This is a genomic window from Shewanella carassii (assembly GCF_002777975.1).
GTDB classification, from domain to species: domain Bacteria; phylum Pseudomonadota; class Gammaproteobacteria; order Enterobacterales; family Shewanellaceae; genus Shewanella; species Shewanella carassii.
On record NZ_NGVS01000006.1, the window covers coordinates 114,893 to 135,537 of the forward strand.

Consider the following 20,645-nt stretch of genomic DNA (forward strand, 5'->3'; position numbering starts at 1 on the left):
CGGCCCCGCTTATGCGGGGCTATTTTTTCTACGACTATGATCAGTCTGTCTATTTTTGCCCTTGAATTTGAAAATCGCATCCCCATTTAGTTAAGCAACTCAAGTTGGTTTAACCTATTGCGATAAACAAGGGAAGCTATTCATGTCACATCAAGAAACTCATGGTTTTCAAACTGAAGTCAAACAACTTTTGCATTTGATGATCCACTCTTTGTACTCCAACAAAGAGATTTTCTTGCGTGAATTGGTATCCAATGCCGCCGATGCCGCCGACAAACTGCGTTATCTGGCGCTTACCAACGATGCGCTTTATGAGGGTGATGGCGAGCTCAGGGTACGTATCAGTACCGATAAGGAAAAGGGCACTATTACCATTGAAGATAATGGTATTGGTATGACCCGTGACGGCGTTATCGAGCATCTGGGTACCATTGCCAAGTCTGGCACGTCAGAATTCTTCAAAAACCTCTCCGGCGACGCCGCCAAAGACTCGCAGCTGATTGGTCAGTTCGGTGTGGGTTTCTATTCGGCCTTTATTGTGGCCGACAAGGTAACGGTGAGAACCCGCGCCGCCGGTCACAAGGCCGATGAGGGCGTGCAATGGCAGTCTGCCGGTGAAGGCGACTTTACCGTTGAGGACATAGTTAAAGAAAGCCGCGGGACCGAGATTATTCTGCATCTGCGCGAAGAGGAAAAAGAGTTTGCCGATGACTGGCGTTTGCGCTCTATCATCACCAAGTACTCAGATCATATCTCCATTCCGGTAGAGATGTGGCAGGAAGGTTCGCCCGAGTCCGAAGGCCCTGATGGTGAAAAAATTCCGGCCACCGAAGGTCAATGGCAAGTGATGAACAAGGCCACCGCGCTTTGGACCCGCAACAAGTCTGAGATTTCCGATGAGGAATATCAGGAGTTTTACAAGCATATCTCCCATGACTTCAGCGATCCTCTGTTGTGGAGTCACAATCGGGTCGAAGGTAAGCAGGAATACACCAGCTTGCTTTACATTCCTTCCAAGGCGCCATGGGACCTTTGGAACCGGGATCGCAAGCAGGGGCTGCAACTCTTTGTTCAGCGTGTATTTATCATGGATGACGCCGAGCAGTTTATGCCCTCTTACCTGCGTTTCGTCAAAGGTCTTATCGATTCCAACGATCTGCCGCTGAACGTCTCCCGTGAGATACTGCAGGACAACAAGGTGACTCAAGCCATGCGCTCGGCCATTACCAAGCGGGTGCTGGGCATGCTGGAGAAACTGGCAAAAGACGACAGCGACAAGTACCAGCAGTTCTGGGCCGAGTTCGGCCAGGTACTGAAAGAAGGCCCGGCAGAAGATTGGAGCAACCGCGAGCGTGTCGCCGGCTTGCTGCGTTTTGCCTCGACCCATAATGACAGCGCGGCGCAAACCGTATCGCTGGACGACTACATCGGCCGCATGAAAGAAGGCCAGAGCAAGATTTACTACATTGTTGCCGACAGCTATGAGGCAGCGGCTCACAGTCCGCATCTGGAACTGCTGCGCAAGAAGGGCATCGAAGTGCTGTTGATGTCTGACCGCATCGACGAGTGGCTCATCAACCATCTGACCGAGTACAAGGAAAAGGCGCTGCACTCTGTGACCCGCGGCGAGCTGGATCTCGGTGAGCTGGAAGATGAGAATGAAAAGGCCGAACAGGAAAAACTGGCGGCCGAGTCCGAGTCTTTGCTCAAGCGTATCAAAGAGGCGCTGGGTGATAAGGTCAAGGATGTACGGGTGACCATGCGTTTGACCGACACTCCAGCCTGTGTGGTGGCCGGTGAAGGTGAGATGTCGAGCCAGATGATCAAGCTGATGCAAGCCGCTGGCCAACAGGTGCCGGAAGTCAAACCAACATTTGAGCTGAACCCGACGCATCCGCTGGTGGCCAGGCTCAATGACGAGACAGACGAAAGCCGCTTTAATGACTGGAGTAACCTGTTGTTGCAACAGGCAATGTTGTCAGAGAAGGGCAGCCTGGCCGACCCATCTGAGTTTATCCGCTTGATGAACCAGATGCTGCTTGCCAACCTTAAGTAAGCCAATCAAAAAAAGGGCCTTTATGGCCCTTTTTTACTCGGGTATCGCCCGACCATCCAACAAGGATTGCTATGGAAACACGTATCGAACTGACCCGCGACAATATTCAACAGGTGGTGGAAGCCTCGAAACAACAGTTGGTCGCGTTGGTCTTCTGGGCCCAGCAGAGCCCGGAGAGTCTGGGGCTGCTCGGCACCATGGAAGCATTGGCAGGTCGTTATCAGGGGCAACTGCTGCTGGCGGCCGTTAATTGTGAAACCGAGATGGAAATCGCCTCCTATTTCCAGATCCAGAGCCTGCCGACCACTTTGTTCCTCAGCCAGGGCCAGCCGGTTGATGGCTTTGCCGGAGTGCAGGACGAGTCGCAAATTCAGGCCATGCTGGATAAACATCTGCCCGCGGCTTGGGAGCTGCAACTCGCTGACGCCAGAGAATTACTCGCAAGAGGCGATGCCGCGGCAGCCCTGGTGCTGTTGAAGGAGGCCTATGGCGAGCACAATGGCGCCGAGGTGGCCTTGCCCTATGCCGACGCTTGCCTGCTAACTGGTGATATTACCGCTGCCAAGAGCCTGCTTGCCGACATTAAGCTTGAAGATCAGGATGCTTATTACGCCAGTTTGCAGGCCAAACTCAAGTTGGCGGAAGAGGCGGCTGATACGCCGGAAATCCGTTCTTTGCAACAAGCGCTTGAAGCGACTCCGGGGGATCTGATTGTACTTGGCAAGCTGGCAACCGCTTTGCATCAGGCGCACCGAGACGAAGAGGCACTGGAGCTGCTTTTTGCCCAACTGCAGCAAGATCTCAACGTTGGCAATGGCGAACTGAAACAACAGTTTCTGACGATACTTTCAGCCCTTGGCCAGGGAAATGCACTGGCGAGTGGCTATCGTCGCAAGCTCTACAGTTTACTCTACTGATAGAGTCAAGCTTGATAGCCCAAGCCACTGCCTGAACGGTTTTGACCGTTTTCAACAGGTCAGAGCTGTGAGGTTTATTTGGCGTTTCTGTGGCTAAAGTCGAAGCCAAAAGCCTTCTCATGGGCGGTCAGATGTGCGAAGATCGCCGCCCTAACAAGAATATCAATGCGAAAAGAGGACTCTTGATATGCGCATTATCCTATTGGGCGCCCCAGGTGCCGGTAAAGGTACCCAGGCCCAGTTCATCATGGAAAAGTATGGCATTCCACAGATCTCAACCGGCGATATGCTGCGTGCTGCCGTTAAGGCCGGTACACCTTTGGGACTGGAAGCCAAGAAAGTGATGGACGCCGGACAATTGGTTTCAGATGAGCTGATCATAGGTCTGGTCAAAGAGCGCATTACTCAGGACGACTGCGCCAAGGGATTCCTGCTGGACGGTTTCCCACGCACTATTCCACAGGCTGATGCCATGGTGGCTAACGGTATCCATGTTGATCATGTGATTGAGATCGATGTTCCTGATGAAGAAATCGTCAAGCGCATGAGTGGTCGTCGGGTGCATCCTGGTTCTGGTCGGGTGTACCATGTGGTCTTCAATCCGCCTAAAGAAGAGGGGAAGGATGACGTCACTGGTGAAGAACTGGTTATCCGTCCCGATGATGAAGAGAGCACAGTACGTAAGCGCCTGGGCATCTACCACGAACAAACCAAACCTCTGGTGGATTACTATGGCGCCATGGCTGCCAAGGGGGATACCAAGTACAGCAAGTTCGACGGTACCCAGAGTGTTGCTTCCGTCAGCGAAGCCATTGTGAAGGCGCTGGGCTGATTAATTATCAGAACCGGTTCTCATAATCGAAAAAAGCCCGCTATTGCGGGCTTTTTTTATAATATTAGCGATGTTAACTTGGCGCCATCTCTCTTGAAACAGGAATAAAACAGTGCAGGATCCCCGTCCTCCATTTGGTGTGCTTTTGGTTAACTTGGGTACTCCCGCTGCGCCAACCAAAGCGGCAGTACGTACTTTTTTAAAGCAGTTCCTCAGCGATCAACGTGTGGTGGATCTGTCCCCCTGGCTGTGGCAACCCCTGTTACAAGGTATTATTCTCAATACCCGTCCGGCGAAAGTCGCCAAGTTGTATCAATCTATTTGGCAGGCGGAAGGCTCGCCGTTAATGGTGGTCAGTAAACAGCAGAGACAAGCCCTAGCGGATTTGCTTCGGGAGCAAACGGGCGTAACCGTTCCCGTTGAGCTGGGGATGAGTTATGGCAGTCCGTCCTTGAATGATGGCCTGACGGCGCTGAAAAATGCCGCTGTGGACAGGGTGCTGGTGTTGCCTCTCTATCCTCAATATTCCTGCTCTACTGTGGCCAGCGTGTTTGACGGTGTTGCCGCAGCACTGAAAATGGAGCGCAATCTGCCTGAACTGAGGTTTGTGCGAGATTATCACGACAAGCCAGGTTATATTCAGGCCCTGGCTGACAGTGTCCGTAGCCATTGGCAGCGAGAAGGGCGGGGGCAAAGACTGCTGATGTCGTTTCATGGGGTGCCTGAGCGCTACATCAAGGAGGGCGATCCTTATCGCAGTCAATGCGAAACCACGGCCAAGTTGTTGGCCGCCGAGCTTGGCCTGGGCGAAGGTGAATGGCAGCTGTGCTTCCAATCCCGCTTTGGCAAGGAACCTTGGCTAACACCCTATACCGATGAACTGCTCGAATCTTTGCCGGGACAAGGGATTACCTCGGTCGATATCATGAGTCCTGCCTTCGCCGCCGATTGTCTGGAAACATTGGAAGAGATAGCTCAAGGGGGCCGCGAAAGCTTCCTTGAAGCCGGTGGGAAACAATATCAATTTATCCCTTGTCTCAATGCACAATCGGCTCATATGCGCTTTCTTGCCGACCTGGTGAAGTTTCACACTAAAAACTGGCACTGAAGCTGCGAACATACACTGGTTTGGCGGTAGATTTGTGATAGAATCTGCCGCCATTTTAAGTGGTCGCTGGCAGCTCCGTCAGCCTGACCTAAGATCATTATCAGGAAAGTGTACTCAGACAGTACGCTACTCAGGGACGATGAAAATGAGAGCCCAATATGAAATTTCCCGGTCAGCGTAAATCTAAACACTATTTCCCGGTCAAAACCCGTGATCCCCTGCTGGCGCAGTTGACCCAGCAGCCACAACCTTTCAGCACCTGGATTTCAGGGATAGATCAGACTTTGGTGGATATTGAAGCCAAGGTTGAAGATGAACTGCTGCAGCGCTACGGTTTACCCAAAGGTAACTCGACTCTGATTGATGATACCAGTGCCCATCAGCTGTATCAGGAGCTTAAAAGTCGTGAGTTGATCAGCGATGAGTTTGCCGGTGGGACTATCGGTAATACCATCCACAACTACTCTATTCTCGCCGATGACAGATCTGTGCTCTTTGGTGTGATGAGCAAGCATATTGAAGTAGGCAGTTACGCCTATCGCTATCTGTGCAATACCTCATCCAAGGTGGATCTCAACTATCTGCAGCCGGTTGAAGGCCCGATAGGTCGCTGCTTTACTCTGATCTCCGATGGCGGTGAGCGCACTTTTGCCATCAGCAAGGGCTCAATGGACAAGTTAAGCCCGGAGTTTATCGATAAAGAAGTGATCCAGGGCAGCTCTGCTTTGGTGTTGACAGCTTATCTGATGCGGGCCAGCGATGGCGATCAGATAGGTGAAGCGGCGCTGACGGCGATTCGCTACGCCCAGGAAGCCGAAGTGCCGGTGGTACTGACCTTGGGAACCCGCTTTCTGATTGCCGAAGATCCCAAGTGGTGGCAGGAGTTTATTCGCCAACATGTGACTGTGCTGGCGATGAATGAAGATGAAGGTGAGGCGCTGACTGGATTTGCCGATCCCTTGCTGGCCAGTGAAGCGGCACTTGAATGGTGTGACATGGTGTTGACTACTGCGGGCGCCTCCGGGCTTTACACCGCAGGCTATACCGATGACGCCGAGAAACGCGAGACGGCTCATACACTGCTTCCCGGAGCGATACCTGAATTCAACCGTTATGAGTTTTCCCGCCCTAAATTGAAAAAAGACTGTGATCAGCCCATCAAGGTGTATGCTCATATTTCGCCTTACATGGGTGGTCCGGAGAAAATTCACAATACCAATGGCGCTGGTGATGGCGCCCTGTCTGCTCTCTTGCATGACTTGGCGGCCAACACCTTCCACAAGACCAATGTGCCGGGCTCCAGTAAGCATAAGCGCGATGGCTTGTGTTACTCCTCGTTTTCACAAATCTGTAAGTATGCCAACCGGGTGGCTTACGAGGTGCTGGCGCAGCATAGCCCACGCCTATCAAGAGGTTTGCCCGAGCGGGAAGATAGCCTGGAAGAAGCCTACTGGGAGCGTTAAGAGCGTTATCCATAGGTGGATTCTTAATAGAAGAGGGCGCTCAAATGAGCGCCCTCTTTGTATCTCGTTCCCTTGGAGGTTTGAAAACCAAGCCACAACTGCAGGCTGGCCTTTGTCTCCCAAATAAGGGCTAGGCCTTACATGGGAGTGTGGTGTTCCTTATGGAAACTGACATTGGTTTTGCCGGCTTTGGGGTCATTGAAGGTCTCTTCATTGAACTCATTTTCCGACTTGGCGATCACCACGGTTGCGACAGCATCACCAGTGACGTTCACCGCGGTGCGCACCATATCCAGCAATCTATCGACCCCGATAATCAGTGCTATACCATCTACCGGTAGACCTACTTGATTGAGCACCATGGCCAGCATCACCAGGCCCACACCCGGTACCCCGGCCGTGCCGATAGAGGCCAGAGTAGCCGTGACAACTACAGTAATATAGTCGGTAATTGTCAGGTCGATACCGTAAACCTGAGCGATAAATACCGTTGCCACCCCTTGCATGATGGCGGTGCCATCCATATTGATGGTAGCGCCCAAGGGTAAGGTGAACGAGGCTATCTTGTTATCAACGCCCAGGCGATGCTCGGCCGTCTCGATAGTGACCGGCAGAGTAGCGTTGGAACTGGCGGTGCTGAAGGCAAACAGCTGTACGTCGCGCATCTTACGGATAAAGGTGAACGGATTCAGCCCTGACAGCAGATTGAGCAGAATAGGGTAAGTGATAAAAGCATGGACCAGCAGTACGCCCAGAACCACAAAGAAGTAAGCGACCACGCTGCTGAAGGTTTCTACGCCGAGTGTCAGCGCCAGTTTACCCATGAGAGCAAATACCCCGTAAGGCGCTAGATGCATGATCAGGGTGACCACTTTCATGATCACTTCATTGAGGTCCTCAAACAGCGCCGCAACTCGTTTGCCCTTGTCGCCTACATGAGAGATGGCGAAACCGAAGATCACCGCAAAGATGATGATCTGCAGCATATTGCCTTCGCTCAGCGCCTGCATTGGGTTGGTGGGCACTATGTTGATCAACACCTCCGCCAAGCTGGGGGCATCCTTGGCTTCAAAACTGTTACCCGCGGTAGACATGCTGCTATGGCCAGGATGGATCATCACTGCCGCCATTATCGACAGTGTCAGGGCAATGGCGGTGGTGAAAAGATAGAAGGCGATGGTTTTGCCACCCAAACGTCCCAGTTTTGAGGGATCACTCAGAGAGCTGGTACCGCATACCAGAGAGATAAATACCAGAGGTACCACCAACATTTTTAAGCTGGAGATAAAGATGGTACCTATGACATTCAGAAAGCCTTCGGTGATGTAATCCTGCACAAAGATGAAATAGGGATCTTGCAGGACTTGAGGTGAATCCAACTCACCCGCGGGGAAAAACGCTCTCAGAATAAGGCCGAATACAATACCGGTGATCATCCCGATAAGGATCTTGCCGGTTAGGCCGAGTTTCTTGAATAGAGTAAGTGCCATAAATTTTCCTGTTTAATTTTTGTACTTTTGTAATTTGGCGCACTAAAGCCTAACAAGAAAGCGCTTCAGAGGAAATGGTATACTAGTTAAAGTTTGTCGCTAATAATGGCTATATTGGTGCGTTTGTTGTGGAAATGTTTAGTGAAAATTGTGTAATGTTGCTCTATAAGTAATGCGTAAGTATGTATTCAGTATTTGTTGAGTAACAGGGAGTCTGACAATGAGGTCAGCGTTTAAGTTTTACTTCACTTTATTAGCTAGTTTTCTTCTATTCGCCTGCGGTGGTGGGGGCAGTATTTCAGATACCGGAGATGGTTCGACGCCCACAATACCCTCAGATGCTTACGCCATTAGTCTTAAATTAACGAATGCTAATGGCGATCCTTTAGCGGAAGTGTCCAATGCCGTACCGGGGAAGCTGGTTGCGACCTTGACCAAAAACGCGGTTCCTCTGGAGGGGGGAAGGATCACTTTCTCCATCGAAGGCCAAGGTGTGTTGGCCCCTGATAGCGGGGTCTCGGATGCGCAAGGGATGGTTGGAATTGATTTACTTCCCGGAGATAAGCTTGGGTCAGGGACTGTGACAGCCAATTATACTCCTAGCAGTGGCGATGGTGCTGAAGCTCAAGTCTCATTCAATACCAAGGGGGATGGTGGCGCCGATACCGGAGGAGCTCAGATATCCTTGGTGCTTGTTGCTGATCCTGACAGTACAACCCCTTTGGAAGCGATCACCTCATTAACGCCGGGTTACTTGGTGGCCAATGTCAGCGGGATTTCCAAACAGACCATTGTCAAGTTTACCAGTGACAGGGGCGAAATCCCCATAGATACGGCGGCGACAAATAATGGCAAGGCCTATGTTCAAATCTTGGCGGGGACTCAACCTGGAGCCGGGATTGCAACCGCCACTTTGTTGTCCGGCGAAGAGACGTCCTTGGTATTTAAAGTGGGCGCAACCAATGTGTTTATGGGCAGCGGCTCGCCATTCCAGGATGGGGTTGCTTCTGTGGCTCCCGCCGTTGTCTCTGCTGGTGGTACCGCGAGTGTCAGTGTGACATTACAGGATGATAACGGCATTCCTTTTACCGAACCCGCTGAAGTTAAGTTTACGTCAGTCTGTGCCGGTAAAACGCCTTTGGAAGCGGAAATTAGTTCACCTGTCATTGCCGTCAATGGTGTTGCTACCAGTACCTATCTCGCCAAGGGGTGTGTCGGTGATGACACTATTAATGTCAGCGCTAATGTCGGTGGGAAATCACTGACCGCCAAAGCCGTGGTGAATGTTTTGCCTGCGAGTGTGGGCAGCATCTTTTTCGTTGATGCGACTCCGCAAACTATCCGCTTAAAAGGTACGGGTGGGGCGGAATCATCAACGGTTAGATTTAAAGTCCTGGATAAGAACAATAATCCCGTTAGTAACCAAAGAGTTAACTTTTCCCTCAATACAGACGTCGGTGGTATCGAGATAGATCCTGTTTTCGCGATGACCAATGCACAAGGGATAGCTCAAACCGTCATTAACTCAGGAACCGTATCAACCTCCGTCAGGGTAACCGCGGTCGTCGATGGCAGCTCTCCATTGATCTCATCCCAGTCCAGCCAGTTGGTGATATCGACCGGCCTTCCGGATCAGGATTCTTTCTCTCTCGCTGCTGATAACTATAACCCGGAAGGTTGGAACTTTGATGGTATTGAGGTCAAGGTAACGGCCAGGTTAGCTGATGCTTTCAACAACCCGGTTCCGGATGGCACTGCGGTTAGCTTTACCACAGAAGGTGGCGTCATTGAGTCTTCATGCACAACAACGGCCGGTGCTTGTATGGTGACCTGGACCAGTCAAAACCCTCGCCCTACAGGCAGCACTCTTGGTGCCGGAGATCAACCGTCCCTGGATGCCCCTGGACAACCCTACGGTGGACGGGTAACCATTCTGGCAACGGCAATTGGTGAAGAATCATTCCCGGATCTCAATGGTAATGGCCGATTCGACTTGGTTGAGTGGAATGACTTCAAGACTAAGCAAGATGTTTCCGGTCTTCCCTTCGATTTGTCGGAAGCCTTTGTTGATCATAATGAAGATGGTCTTTATAACCCGGTTGATGCTGGTGAAGATGGCGGTGGCTTGGAAACCTTTGCTGACTTTAACAATAGCGGTAGCTTTGATAAGTCGGATGGCGTCTATAACGGCAGCCTTTGTCAGCTTGATGCCAGCAATAATCCTCACGAAGGGTGCTCAGCGACTGACAAGTCGCTCAATGTCAGGGCTTCTATTGTGTTGGTGATGTCGGGAAGCGATCCGGTTGCTTCGACCCCCGAGATTATCGATAGCTGTACCGATGATAAGACACAAGTGGATGTATGTGATGGCCTGAATGATAACCAAACCTTGGATATCATAGGTAAATCTGTTGGCGCAGTATCAATCATTATCGGCGATCTCCATAATCAACCCTTGCCATCTGGCACTAAGATCACTTTCGTCACCACCGCCGGTAGTTTGGCAAGCCAAGGAGACTTTACTGTACTCTCAAGCAACCAAAATGGTGCCTTAAAATACAGTGTCATGGTGAAAGGTGCCGACCAAGCCGATGCCGGTAGTCTGCTGATTGAAATCATCACTCCCAATGGGGTGACGACCAACCTGCCGGCTATTCCAGTGGTTATTCATTAAGGGAATAGATACCTTCTGACAGGAGACCAAGTGCCTGATGGAAACATCAGGCACTTTTTTATCAGTTAAAAAATTGGCCTCAGTTCATGAGGCCAATTGGATCTAGATGTGAGTTGCAATGCTAGCGCGAAGTAAAAACTTATCGCTGGAACTGATAGACGCTGCCGAGTTTCATTATCTGGGTCAGTTCATCCAGCGCGGTGCGAGACTCGATTATCAGTTGTGGGTCGGCCAAGTCTGCGGGTAACAAGCGATCGCGGTAGTGTTTGTCCACCCAGGCGTTGAGGCGAGTAAACAGACTATCATCGAGCAGTACATGCTGATTGATGGCTGCCAATTCGGCATCATTCATGGCGACTCGTAGACGTAGGCAAGCCGGGCCACCACCGTTTTGCATGCTTTGTTTTACATCAAAGTATTCAACTTTTTGAATCGGTGTATCCAGAGTCAGCAGTTCATCGAGGTAGGTTTTTACCGCCGGATTCTCGGCACAGTCGGTTGGCGCTATGATGACCATCTTGCCGTCACTCATGCTCAATAGTTGGGTGTTGAACAGGTAGGATTTGACCGCATCCTGAATACTGACTTTGGCCGTCGGCACCTCAATGAAATGGACATCACCTTCCAGCTTGGCCCGGATCTCGGCCAGCTTGGTCTTGGTATCGACAAAGGCCTGCTCGTGATGGAAAAGCACATTGCGGTTACCGACAGCGATCACATCATTATGGAATACGCCTTGATCTATCACCTCGGGATTTTGTTGAATAAAGACAGTGTTATCTTCATCGAGACGATGTAAGCGGGCGATGGCCTGTGAGGCTTCCAGCGTTTGTCTGGCGGGAAACTTCTTCGGTTTTATGGCTTGAGGGTTGGTGGCTTCCTGGCCGTAAACAAAGACTTCGACCCCGGCGTGACCATATTCCTGACACAGACGGGTGTGGTTAGCGGCGCCTTCATCCCCAAAACTGCTGTGTTCCGGCAGGTGCTGGTGGTGTACAAAATAGCGACTGTCGCTGAAAATGGCCTTGAGAATGTTGCCAGTGGTTTGCGGCTCGATTGAACGATGCAACTTATCCACCAGGTTGGCCGGAGTAAAGTGAACGCGGCCATCATGGGTATCGGCACTCGGAGATACGGTTGCCGCATTGGCGGTCCACATGCTGGAGGCGCTGCAACAGGCTCTCAGAACTGCAGGTGCCTGCTCGGCCGCCTTTTGCAGCACTTCTTTATCTGTGCCACTGAAGCCTATTCTGCGCAGTGTATGCAGATCGGGGCGTTCCTGCGGCGCCAACATGCCCTGGACCATCCCCATATCGGCCAGCGCCTTGGCTTTTTGCAAGCCCTGCTTGGCCGCGGCCTTGGGGTTGGCGGCTTGGGCGGCATTACTTAGGGAGGCGACATTGCCGAATGACAGGCCAGCATAGTTGTGGGTAGGGCCCACCAATCCGTCAAAATTCGCTTCAAAATGCTTCATTGCGTGTCCTTTTAGAGTATTTGAGGTTGTTATAGGAGCCAATCCTAGCCTTGGACTGGCCTCAGTATACTTGAGCGCCTTGGCTTCTCAAGCTGCTCCGAACCGCAACAAAACGGCTTTTTTGTCACAAATGCATAACTATTACTTGCTTGCCAGTGAATAATGAAATATTAGTTTTTAATTACGCAATATTATTTTGTACAAATTTTTAACCATGCTTAAAAATTGAGTCGCCGGTACACATAAAAGAGGGATTAACTTGAAAGTCCGAGGACAACCCTCTATATATGGTGCCAATTTTCACCGTTCCGAGATCGTTTGGCGCAAATCACACTATGGGTAAATCGCTAGTTATTGTCGAATCGCCGGCCAAAGCCAAGACTATTAACAAATATCTTGGTAAAGAATTCATCGTTAAGTCGAGTGTAGGTCACATACGTGACTTGCCGACTTCCTCCTCCTCTGCCGACACTAATGGTAAAGCCAAAAGCGCCGCTGAAGTGCGTAAGATGTCGCCTGAAGAAAAGGCCAAGTACAAGAAGGTGAAAGAGAAAAAGGCTCTGGTCGCCCGTATGGGGGTTGATCCTGAGCACGGCTGGAAAGCCAACTACCAAATTCTGCCTGGCAAGGAGAAGGTGGTAAAAGAACTACAAGCGCTGGCCGATTCTGCCGATGAAATCTATCTCGCGACGGATTTGGATAGAGAAGGGGAAGCGATTGCCTGGCACCTGCAGCAGGTGATTGGCGGCGACAATTCGCGTTATAAGCGGGTGGTGTTCAACGAGATCACCAAGAGCGCCATTCAGGATGCCTTCAGTAAACCCAGTGATCTTGACAACAACATGGTCAATGCTCAGCAGGCTCGGCGATTCCTCGATCGAGTGGTGGGCTTTATGGTTTCGCCACTGCTGTGGAAAAAGGTCGCCAGAGGCCTCTCTGCAGGACGGGTTCAGTCGGTAGCCGTGCGTTTGGTGGTTGAGCGGGAAGCCGAAATCAAAGCCTTCGTGCCGGAAGAGTTCTGGGATCTGCATGCACAATTGGCGACTGCTACAGATGATGCCTTGACCATGCAAGTGGTCAAGCAAAACGGCAAAGCATTTGAGCCGGTCAATGAATCCCAGGCACTGGCCGCGGTGGCCGCACTGCAATCGGCCAGTTATGAGGTAATTGGTCGCGAAGATAAGGCCACTCAAAGCAAGCCTAGCGCTCCTTTTATTACCTCGACACTGCAACAAGCCGCCAGTACCCGTCTCGGTTTTGGAGTGAAGAAGACCATGATGATGGCCCAGCGTCTCTATGAGGCGGGTCATATCACTTATATGCGTACCGACTCTACCAATCTGAGTCAGGAAGCGCTGGATAACGTCAGAACCATGATTGCCAAAGAGTTCGGCGATAAGTACCTGCCTGATGCACCTATTCGTTATGGCAGCAAAGAGGGCGCTCAAGAGGCTCACGAAGCGATTCGTCCTTCAGATGTCTCTGTACACGCTGCGTCACTGACCGACATGGAGCGTGACGCTCAGCGGCTCTATGAGCTTATCTGGCGCCAGTTTGTTGCCTGTCAGATGACTCCGGCTCAATATGATGCCACCAGACTCACGGTTAAAGCAGGTGAGTTTGAGCTGAAGGCCAGTGGTCGTACCCTGAAATTTGATGGTTGGACCCGGGTACAATCTGCCGTCAAGCGCAAGAATGAAGAAGAAGTCACTCTGCCATATCTGGCCGAAGGCGATAAGCTGGATCTGAAACAACTGGATCCTAAACAGCACTTTACCAAGCCTCCGGCGCGTTACAGCGAAGCCTCTCTGGTTAAAGAATTGGAAAAGCGCGGCATAGGTCGTCCTTCCACTTATGCGACTATTATTTCTACCATCCAAGACCGTGGTTATGTGAAGGTGGAAAACCGTCGTTTCTACGCCGAGAAGATGGGTGAAATTGTCAGTGAACGTCTGGTGGAAAACTTCTCCAACCTGATGAACTACGACTTTACCGCCGGAATGGAGCAGACCCTGGATAACGTTGCTCAGGGACAACTCGACTGGAAACAGGTGCTTGATGGCTTCTACAAAGACTTCACCAAGCAGTTGCAACATGCCGAGCTGCCACCGGAAGAGGGCGGTATGCGCCCCAACCAGATGGTGCTGACAGACATAGCCTGTCCTACTTGTGGGCGCCCCATGGGGATCCGTACCGGTACTACAGGCGTGTTCCTGGGATGTTCCGGCTATGAGCTGCCCCCCAAAGAGCGTTGCAAGACCACGCTGAACCTGACCCCGGGTGAAGAAGCGATAAGTGAAGGTGAAGATGCCGAAACCGAGGCACTCAGAGCCAAGCACCGCTGTGGCATCTGCGGCACCGCCATGGACAGCTACCTGTTGGATGAAACTCGCAAGCTGCATGTTTGTGGTAACAATCCTGCTTGTCCTGGATATGAAGTCGAGAAGGGACAGTTCAAGCTTAAAGGCTACGAAGGCCCTGTGATAGAGTGCGATCGCTGCGGCAGTGATATGGAGCTGAAGAACGGCCGTTTCGGTAAGTACTTTGGCTGCACCAACAGCGAGTGCAAGAACACCCGTAAACTGCTCAAGAATGGCGAAGTGGCGCCACCTAAGGAAGATCCTATTCCCTTGCCTGAGCTCAAGTGCAGTAAATCAGACGCTCATTTTGTGTTGCGTGATGGGGCTTCGGGGATTTTCCTGGCTGCCAGTACTTTCCCAAGGTCCCGAGAGACCCGTGCACCATTGGTCTCTGAGTTGGTGGAGTACCGCGAGTTGCTGTGGCCCAAGTATCAGTTCCTGGCCGATGCGCCGGTGAAAGATGATGAAGGCAACCCGGCGCTGGTGAAGTTCAGTCGCAAGACTAAAGAGCAGTATGTGGCCAGCGAAGTTGACGGCAAGGCAACCGGCTGGGTCGCTCATTTCCGCGATGGCAAGTGGTTTGCTGAAAACACCAAGAAAAAGAAAGCCAAGAGCTAAGCTTTAAGCCAAGACTTGAGTTAAGAAAGCCCTGCTGTTGTAGGGCTTTCTTGTATCTGGCTGCCTGGGTTTGGCCTTTATTGGCAGTTATTTGTACGTGCTTGGATTCGCCGGGATAGCGTTAACCGAGAATGTTAGCGGCAACTGGACGCGGCACTAAAAAAGCACCTTAAGGTGCTTTTTTAGTGGAGTTCGCCTAAGCAGATAGGTGATGGCTTACCACTTCTTCTTCGGCTGGAACAACACATCGATATCATCTTCATCATTTTTCTGTTTGGGTGCGCTGGGCTGAGACATCTTTTGCGCACCCATGATTTCATCGAGCAGTTGTTTGGCTTCATCCACTTTACGGGCAATAAAGGGATCATTTGGGGTTTGTGCCTTAATGGTATGCAGAGTGCTCAGTGCCTTGGTCACCATCTGCTTCGAAGAACCGTATTGTTTCATATAACTGGCGGCGCGGGCCCGAGACAGCATGCTCTCCACATTGATCCTGAGTTGCAGGCTGTCAATACGCCCCTCTTCGTTGGCAAATACTGTGGGATCGACTTTGCCCTTGTTGTGTTCGGCCCGCAAAATTGCCTTGAGTTTCTTCAAGGTTTGAACCAGCACTAATACCTGACGGTCGTTGTCCGGCAGGCGAAAGTTTTCTATGGCCGGTGTTTGAGCGGGACTGCTTTGCAGATTATTGATCAGCGCTTCCAGATCGGTCAGCCGTCGCTCATAGTCTCCCTTCTGATTGGCTTTGCTCAGCGTCACCGCGATCTTGGCCGCATCCTTGATGCGTTTATAGAGTACCAAGACAACATGTGAAGAGCAGGGAAACATGCCGGTATTGGAGAGGACTTCTTCGGTTTCGTCCAGAATAGCCCGTTGACGGGCCAGTTCGGTACGACGTTCGGCCTCGGCTCGTTCTTTTTGTTGCTGAATCACATTGATACCGATCACCAGCAGAAGAAGCGCGCCTATCAGCAGCAGTACAAGAGTGAATGCCATAGCCTTTCCGTAAATTTTATCGTTCTGTTAATGCTACAATAAATCAATAAACTAGCCTAGTTATCTTAGTTCAGCATGAGGTATCTGTCCTGAAGATAGTTCGCATTCGTGGCTATATTCCTGTTTGATTTAGTTATTGCTTTATACTATAACGATTAATTATAGATGTCCGGTACCCCAACACTCAATTCTGTCTCCAAAGAGAGCGGAATATCAAGGATCTAAGATGAAGTTGCAACAACTCAGATACATTGCAGAAGTAGTCAATCACAATCTCAATGTTTCCGCGACCGCCGAAAACCTCTATACCTCTCAGCCAGGGATCAGTAAACAAGTCCGTATGTTGGAGGATGAGTTGGGGATCCAGATCTTCGGTCGTAGTGGCAAACACTTGACTCATGTGACACCGGCCGGTGAACAGGTTATCAAAATTGCCAACGATATTCTCGGTAAGGTGGAGAGTATCAAGAAAGTAGCCGAAGAATACACCAAGCCGGATCAGGGAGAGCTGAACATTGCCACCACAGATACCCAGGCCCGCTATGCTTTGCCGCTGATCATTCGTCAGTTTATTGAGCGTTACCCCAAGGTGAATCTACATATGCATCAAGGTACGCCTTCACAGATCAGTGAAGCTGCCGCTCGTGGTGATGCCGACTTTGCCATTGCCACAGAGGCGATGCACCTCTATTCCGATCTCATCATGTTGCCTTGTTATCACTGGAATCGTTCTGTGGTGGTATCCAGGGATCATCCGCTCGCCAGCCGCAGCCGGATCAGCATTGAAGAATTAGCGCGTTTCCCCTTGGTCACTTATGTGTTTGGTTTTGATAAGGCCTCGGAAATTGAACGGGGTTTTCACGGGGCAGGGCTCGAACCTAGAGTGGTTTTCAGTGCCACCAGTGCCGACGTGCTCAAGACCTATGTTAGGTTGGGACTCGGGGTGGGCGTAATCGCCTCCATGGCGATCGACCCTGTAATCGATAAGGATCTGGTGGCTATAGACGCCAGCCATCTGTTTGCCCACAGCACCACCAAGATAGGTTTCAGAAAGGGCAGTTTCCTGCGTAGTTACATGTATGACTTTATTGAACGTTTTGCGCCGCACTTGACCCGGGATGTGGTGGAAAAGGCGGTTGCCCTGCGTGATGCCCAGTTAATAGAACAGATGTTTGCCGATGTTGAATTACCGCTGCGTTAACATGGGAGACTGCCGATAGGCTTTCGATGTCTGTCAGTTCAATCCAGCATGGGGACTAGATTAAGAATTGGGGAGCTGCGGCTCCCCAATTCTGTTTGGCAGAGTGATGAAATGCTATCGGTTAACACTCAACGATATTGACCGCCAGCCCACCTTTGGCGGTTTCCTTGTACTTGCTGCGCATATCTTTGCCGGTATCCATCATGGTCTTGATCACCTTATCCAGGGAAACCTTGTGATTTCCGTCGCCGCGCAGCGCCATGCGTGAAGCGTTGATTGCCTTGACGGCGCCCATGGCATTACGCTCGATACAGGGAACCTGTACCAGGCCGCCGACAGGATCGCAGGTCAACCCCAGATTGTGTTCCATACCGATTTCCGCCGCGTTTTCGACATGCTCGACTGTACCGCCCATGATCTCGGTCAGCGCGGCGGCGGCCATGGAGCAAGCTACGCCGACTTCGCCCTGACAGCCAACCTCGGCTCCGGAAATGGAGGCGTTTTTCTTGTACAGAATCCCTATGGCTGCCGCCGTCAACAGAAAACGGCAACAGACATCTTCATCCACTTCCTGAACAAAGGTGTCGTAGTAGCAGAGCACGGCGGGGATGATGCCGGCGGCGCCATTGGTGGGCGCCGTTACCACACGATCGCCGGCGGCATTTTGCTCATTCACAGACAGGGCAAACAAGTCCACCCAATCCATGGCATTGAGGGGATCGATATTGTTGCGGCCTTCGGCCTTGAGGCGGCGATGCAGCGCCGGAGCGCGGCGGCGCAGTTTAAGACCGCCGGGCAAAATGCCTTCTTTCTGATAGCCTTTTTCCACGCAGGCTTTCATGGTTTGCCAGATATGCCACAGTTTGGCTTTGACTTCATCTTCTGGGGCTATGCTGAGCTCATTGGCCATCATTAATGAAGAGATGCTCAGGCCATTGTCGCTGCACAGTTCCAACAGCTCGCTGGCGGTATTGAAATCGTAAGGCGCCTGGGCGATGGGAGTCGCCGGAGAAGCGTTACGCTGCTGAATTTCATCCTCATCGAGAATAAAACCGCCGCCGACCGAATAGTAAGTGCGTTGATACAAACACTCTCCGGCCTTGAGGCCGTAGAGTGTCATGGCGTTGGCGTGTGCCGGCAGTGTCTTGCGTCTGTGGTAGGTGATGCCATCTTCGCGGGTAAACTTAACCTTACGGCCATCGCTGAGTGTCAGTGTCTGGCTGTCGGCTACCTCTGCCAGAATCGCCTCTATGCTGTCGGTATCGACGGTTTCCGGATCTTCCCCCATCAATCCCAGGATCACCGCCTTGCCGGTACCGTGGCCCTTGCCCGTTTGCCCAAGAGAGCCAAAAAGCTCGGCCTGCAGTTCGTCGACCTGTCCAAGTAAGTCATCTGCAGCCAGTTGTTCGATAAAGATTTTGCCCGCTTTCATCGGACCCACGGTATGGGAACTGGAGGGTCCTATACCTATCTTGAACATATCGAATACGCTAATCATTTGGTTAACCCTGTTGTTGTTTCGTTGTTATTTTAGTCATTGGGAGGCGCATTGCTCGCGCATACGCAGGTTTCGGAGTAACCTTGACCCAGAGTTACTCTGCCCATGGGCAAGTATCCCATACTTTGGGCCTGGAATATCATTAGTTATTTTTATCAAGCTATGGTCGCATTAGCCTTGCTAACAATGGGATTGACCCTGGTTGCGCTATCCTGGCTGCCATACCTGTATCTGGGCTAACACCATTTCGTACCTTTTTCAGTCGCTTTTATGCGCGGTACCCTGTTGGAGATGTTTATGAGTCACTTAATGCTGGATCTTGCCTCTGTCGAGTTGACGCCAGAGGAGGCCTCTGTCCTGCAGCACCCGGCCGTTGGCGGCCTAATCCTTTTCAGCCGTAATTACCAAGACAGAGAGCAACTGATAGCCCTGATCCGCGCGGTTCGCAGTGTGCGTCCCGAACTGCTGATCGCCGTCGATCATGAAGGGGGCAGGGTACAGCGTTTTCGCGAGGGATTTACCCAAATCCCGGCCATGGGCGATATATTGCCGGCCGCCGCAGGTTCGCTTGAGCTGGCGACAACCTGGGCCAAAGAGCTGGGCTTCCTGATGGCCGTCGAGCTCTTGGCCTGCGACATAGATTTAAGCTTTGCCCCTGTGCTCGATCTCAATGGTATCAGTCAGGTGATAGGCACTCGCAGTTTCGCCTCAAAGCCCGAGCAGGTCACCGCGCTGGCAACAGCCTTTATTGAAGGCATGACTGAGGCCGGTATGGCCGCGGTGGGCAAACATTTTCCCGGCCACGGCAGCGTCGAGGCCGACTCCCATATTGCCCAGCCGGTCGACTCGCGCAGCTATCAAGAGATTGCCGAGTGCGACATGCAGCCTTTTTCACAGCTGATCGCCAAAGAGATGCTCCAAGGCATTATGCCGGCTCATGTGATTTACCCCGAAGTAGACCCAAACCCCGCCGGTTTTTCATCCTTTTGGCTCCAGCAGGAACTGCGCGGCAAACTGGCCTTTAACGGGGTGATTTTCTCGGACGATCTTGGCATGAAAGGGGCGGCGGTAGCCGGGGACTATCAGGCAAGGGCCAGGGCGGCGCTGGATGCCGGTTGTAACATGGTATTGGTATGCAATGACCCTGAGGGCGCCAGAAGCCTTCTGGGAGACTTCCCTTGGCCAGAGAGCAATCCTTTCCCGGCTGCAACGTTGAGGGCCGACCCTGTTAAGGTGATGCGTGCATTGCAGGATGAAGTACGATGGGAGCGAGCCCGCGAGCTGGCGGCAAGGATTTCATCCACAAAAAATTGATTTGGCACAATATAGGCGCAAACTAACTTGGTTAGTTTGAAACCTGTATAACCATGACTGGAATGAGACTTGAGGAAACAAAATGATTTTGTATTTTCACGGATTTGATGCCACCAGCCCGGGTAATCATGAAAAAGTCAGGCAGTTACAGTTTATTGATGATGATGTGCGTCTCATCAGCTACAGCACCCAGCATCCCAGACACGACATGCAGCATCTGCTGAATGAGGTCAGTAAACAGCTCAAACTCACTGATGATCCCAAGCCATTGATTATAGGTGTGGGGCTGGGTGCCTATTGGGCCGAGCGGATCGCTTTTCTGTCCGGGCTCAAGGCGGTATTGGTCAACCCCAATCTGTGGCCGGAGGAAAACATGCCCGGCAAGATAGACAGGCCGGAAGAGTACGCCGATATTGCCAGCAAGTGTGTGACCGATTTTCGCAGCAAGAACCGTAACCGCGCCCTGTGCCTGCTGTCGACCGAGGATGAGGTATTGGACAGCACCCGCAGTCATGCCTTGCTTAGCCGCTATTATGAAGTAATTTGGGATAAGCAGCAGAGTCATAAGTTTGCCTCGCTGGCGAGCCATTTGACTCAGATAAAAGCCTTCAAGCAGACAGAGGGTGTTGAGCGGGTAGGATAAA

14 protein-coding genes are annotated in these 20,645 nt (G+C 51.6%); 10 read left to right on the top strand and 4 right to left on the bottom strand.

Annotation, left to right across the window (positions count from 1 at the left end; genetic code table 11):
• The first annotated feature begins 142 nt into the window (after window positions 1-142).
• From htpG to CBE72_RS03610, 5 genes are all read left to right on the top strand, one after another.
• A complete protein-coding gene (htpG, locus tag CBE72_RS03590; RefSeq protein ID WP_100142353.1) occupies window positions 143-2,056 on the top strand; it encodes a molecular chaperone HtpG in 1,914 nt (637 codons plus the stop codon).
• Window positions 2,057-2,127: 71 nt separating this feature from the next.
• Window positions 2,128-2,973 (top strand): tetratricopeptide repeat protein, encoded by an 846-nt coding sequence (locus tag CBE72_RS03595; RefSeq protein ID WP_100142354.1) that lies wholly within the window; start codon window positions 2,128-2,130, stop codon window positions 2,971-2,973.
• Window positions 2,974-3,160: 187 nt separating this feature from the next.
• Window positions 3,161-3,805, top strand: a complete 645-nt coding sequence (gene adk / locus CBE72_RS03600) for an adenylate kinase (RefSeq protein WP_025888745.1) — start codon at window positions 3,161-3,163, stop codon at window positions 3,803-3,805.
• Between the two features lie 112 nt (window positions 3,806-3,917).
• Entirely contained in the window at window positions 3,918-4,913 is a 996-nt protein-coding gene (gene hemH, locus CBE72_RS03605) for a ferrochelatase (protein WP_100142355.1), read from the top strand.
• 158 nt (window positions 4,914-5,071) lie between these two features.
• Window positions 5,072-6,376 carry an inosine/guanosine kinase gene (locus CBE72_RS03610; protein ID WP_100142356.1) on the top strand — a complete coding sequence of 435 codons (1,305 nt, stop codon included), beginning with the start codon at window positions 5,072-5,074 and terminating at the stop codon, window positions 6,374-6,376.
• 137 nt (window positions 6,377-6,513) lie between these two features.
• Here CBE72_RS03610 and CBE72_RS03615 read toward each other — a convergent pair whose 3' ends face one another.
• Window positions 6,514-7,866 carry a dicarboxylate/amino acid:cation symporter gene (locus CBE72_RS03615; protein ID WP_100142357.1) on the bottom strand — a complete coding sequence of 451 codons (1,353 nt, stop codon included), beginning with the start codon at window positions 7,864-7,866 and terminating at the stop codon, window positions 6,514-6,516.
• A 220-nt stretch (window positions 7,867-8,086) separates the two neighbouring features.
• On the opposite strand from CBE72_RS03615, the gene CBE72_RS03620 reads away from it, so the two are divergent.
• A complete protein-coding gene (locus CBE72_RS03620) occupies window positions 8,087-10,540 on the top strand; it encodes an Ig-like domain-containing protein (RefSeq protein WP_100142358.1) in 2,454 nt (817 codons plus the stop codon).
• Window positions 10,541-10,679: 139 nt separating this feature from the next.
• Here the strand turns inward: CBE72_RS03620 and astB are convergent, their stop codons facing one another.
• Window positions 10,680-12,014 (bottom strand): N-succinylarginine dihydrolase, encoded by a 1,335-nt coding sequence (gene astB, locus CBE72_RS03625; protein ID WP_100142359.1) that lies wholly within the window; start codon window positions 12,012-12,014, stop codon window positions 10,680-10,682.
• A gap of 335 nt (window positions 12,015-12,349) precedes the next feature.
• Between astB and topA the strand changes: the two genes are divergently transcribed.
• Complete coding sequence (gene topA / locus CBE72_RS03630; RefSeq protein ID WP_100142360.1) at window positions 12,350-14,992, top strand: type I DNA topoisomerase; 2,643 nt, start codon at window positions 12,350-12,352, stop codon at window positions 14,990-14,992.
• Window positions 14,993-15,208: 216 nt separating this feature from the next.
• Here the strand turns inward: topA and CBE72_RS03635 are convergent, their stop codons facing one another.
• Window positions 15,209-15,988, bottom strand: coding sequence for a hypothetical protein (locus tag CBE72_RS03635; protein ID WP_100142361.1), 780 nt, complete (start codon window positions 15,986-15,988; stop codon window positions 15,209-15,211).
• Between the two features lie 226 nt (window positions 15,989-16,214).
• On the opposite strand from CBE72_RS03635, the gene cysB reads away from it, so the two are divergent.
• Window positions 16,215-17,189 carry an HTH-type transcriptional regulator CysB gene (cysB, locus tag CBE72_RS03640; protein ID WP_100142362.1) on the top strand — a complete coding sequence of 325 codons (975 nt, stop codon included), beginning with the start codon at window positions 16,215-16,217 and terminating at the stop codon, window positions 17,187-17,189.
• A 121-nt stretch (window positions 17,190-17,310) separates the two neighbouring features.
• Here cysB and CBE72_RS03645 read toward each other — a convergent pair whose 3' ends face one another.
• A complete protein-coding gene (locus tag CBE72_RS03645; protein ID WP_100142363.1) occupies window positions 17,311-18,687 on the bottom strand; it encodes an L-serine ammonia-lyase in 1,377 nt (458 codons plus the stop codon).
• A 297-nt stretch (window positions 18,688-18,984) separates the two neighbouring features.
• On the opposite strand from CBE72_RS03645, the gene nagZ reads away from it, so the two are divergent.
• Window positions 18,985-20,001, top strand: coding sequence for a beta-N-acetylhexosaminidase (gene nagZ, locus CBE72_RS03650; protein ID WP_100142364.1), 1,017 nt, complete (start codon window positions 18,985-18,987; stop codon window positions 19,999-20,001).
• Between the two features lie 82 nt (window positions 20,002-20,083).
• Entirely contained in the window at window positions 20,084-20,644 is a 561-nt protein-coding gene (gene ycfP / locus CBE72_RS03655; RefSeq protein ID WP_096142278.1) for an alpha/beta hydrolase YcfP, read from the top strand.
• Window position 20,645 lies beyond the last annotated feature (1 nt).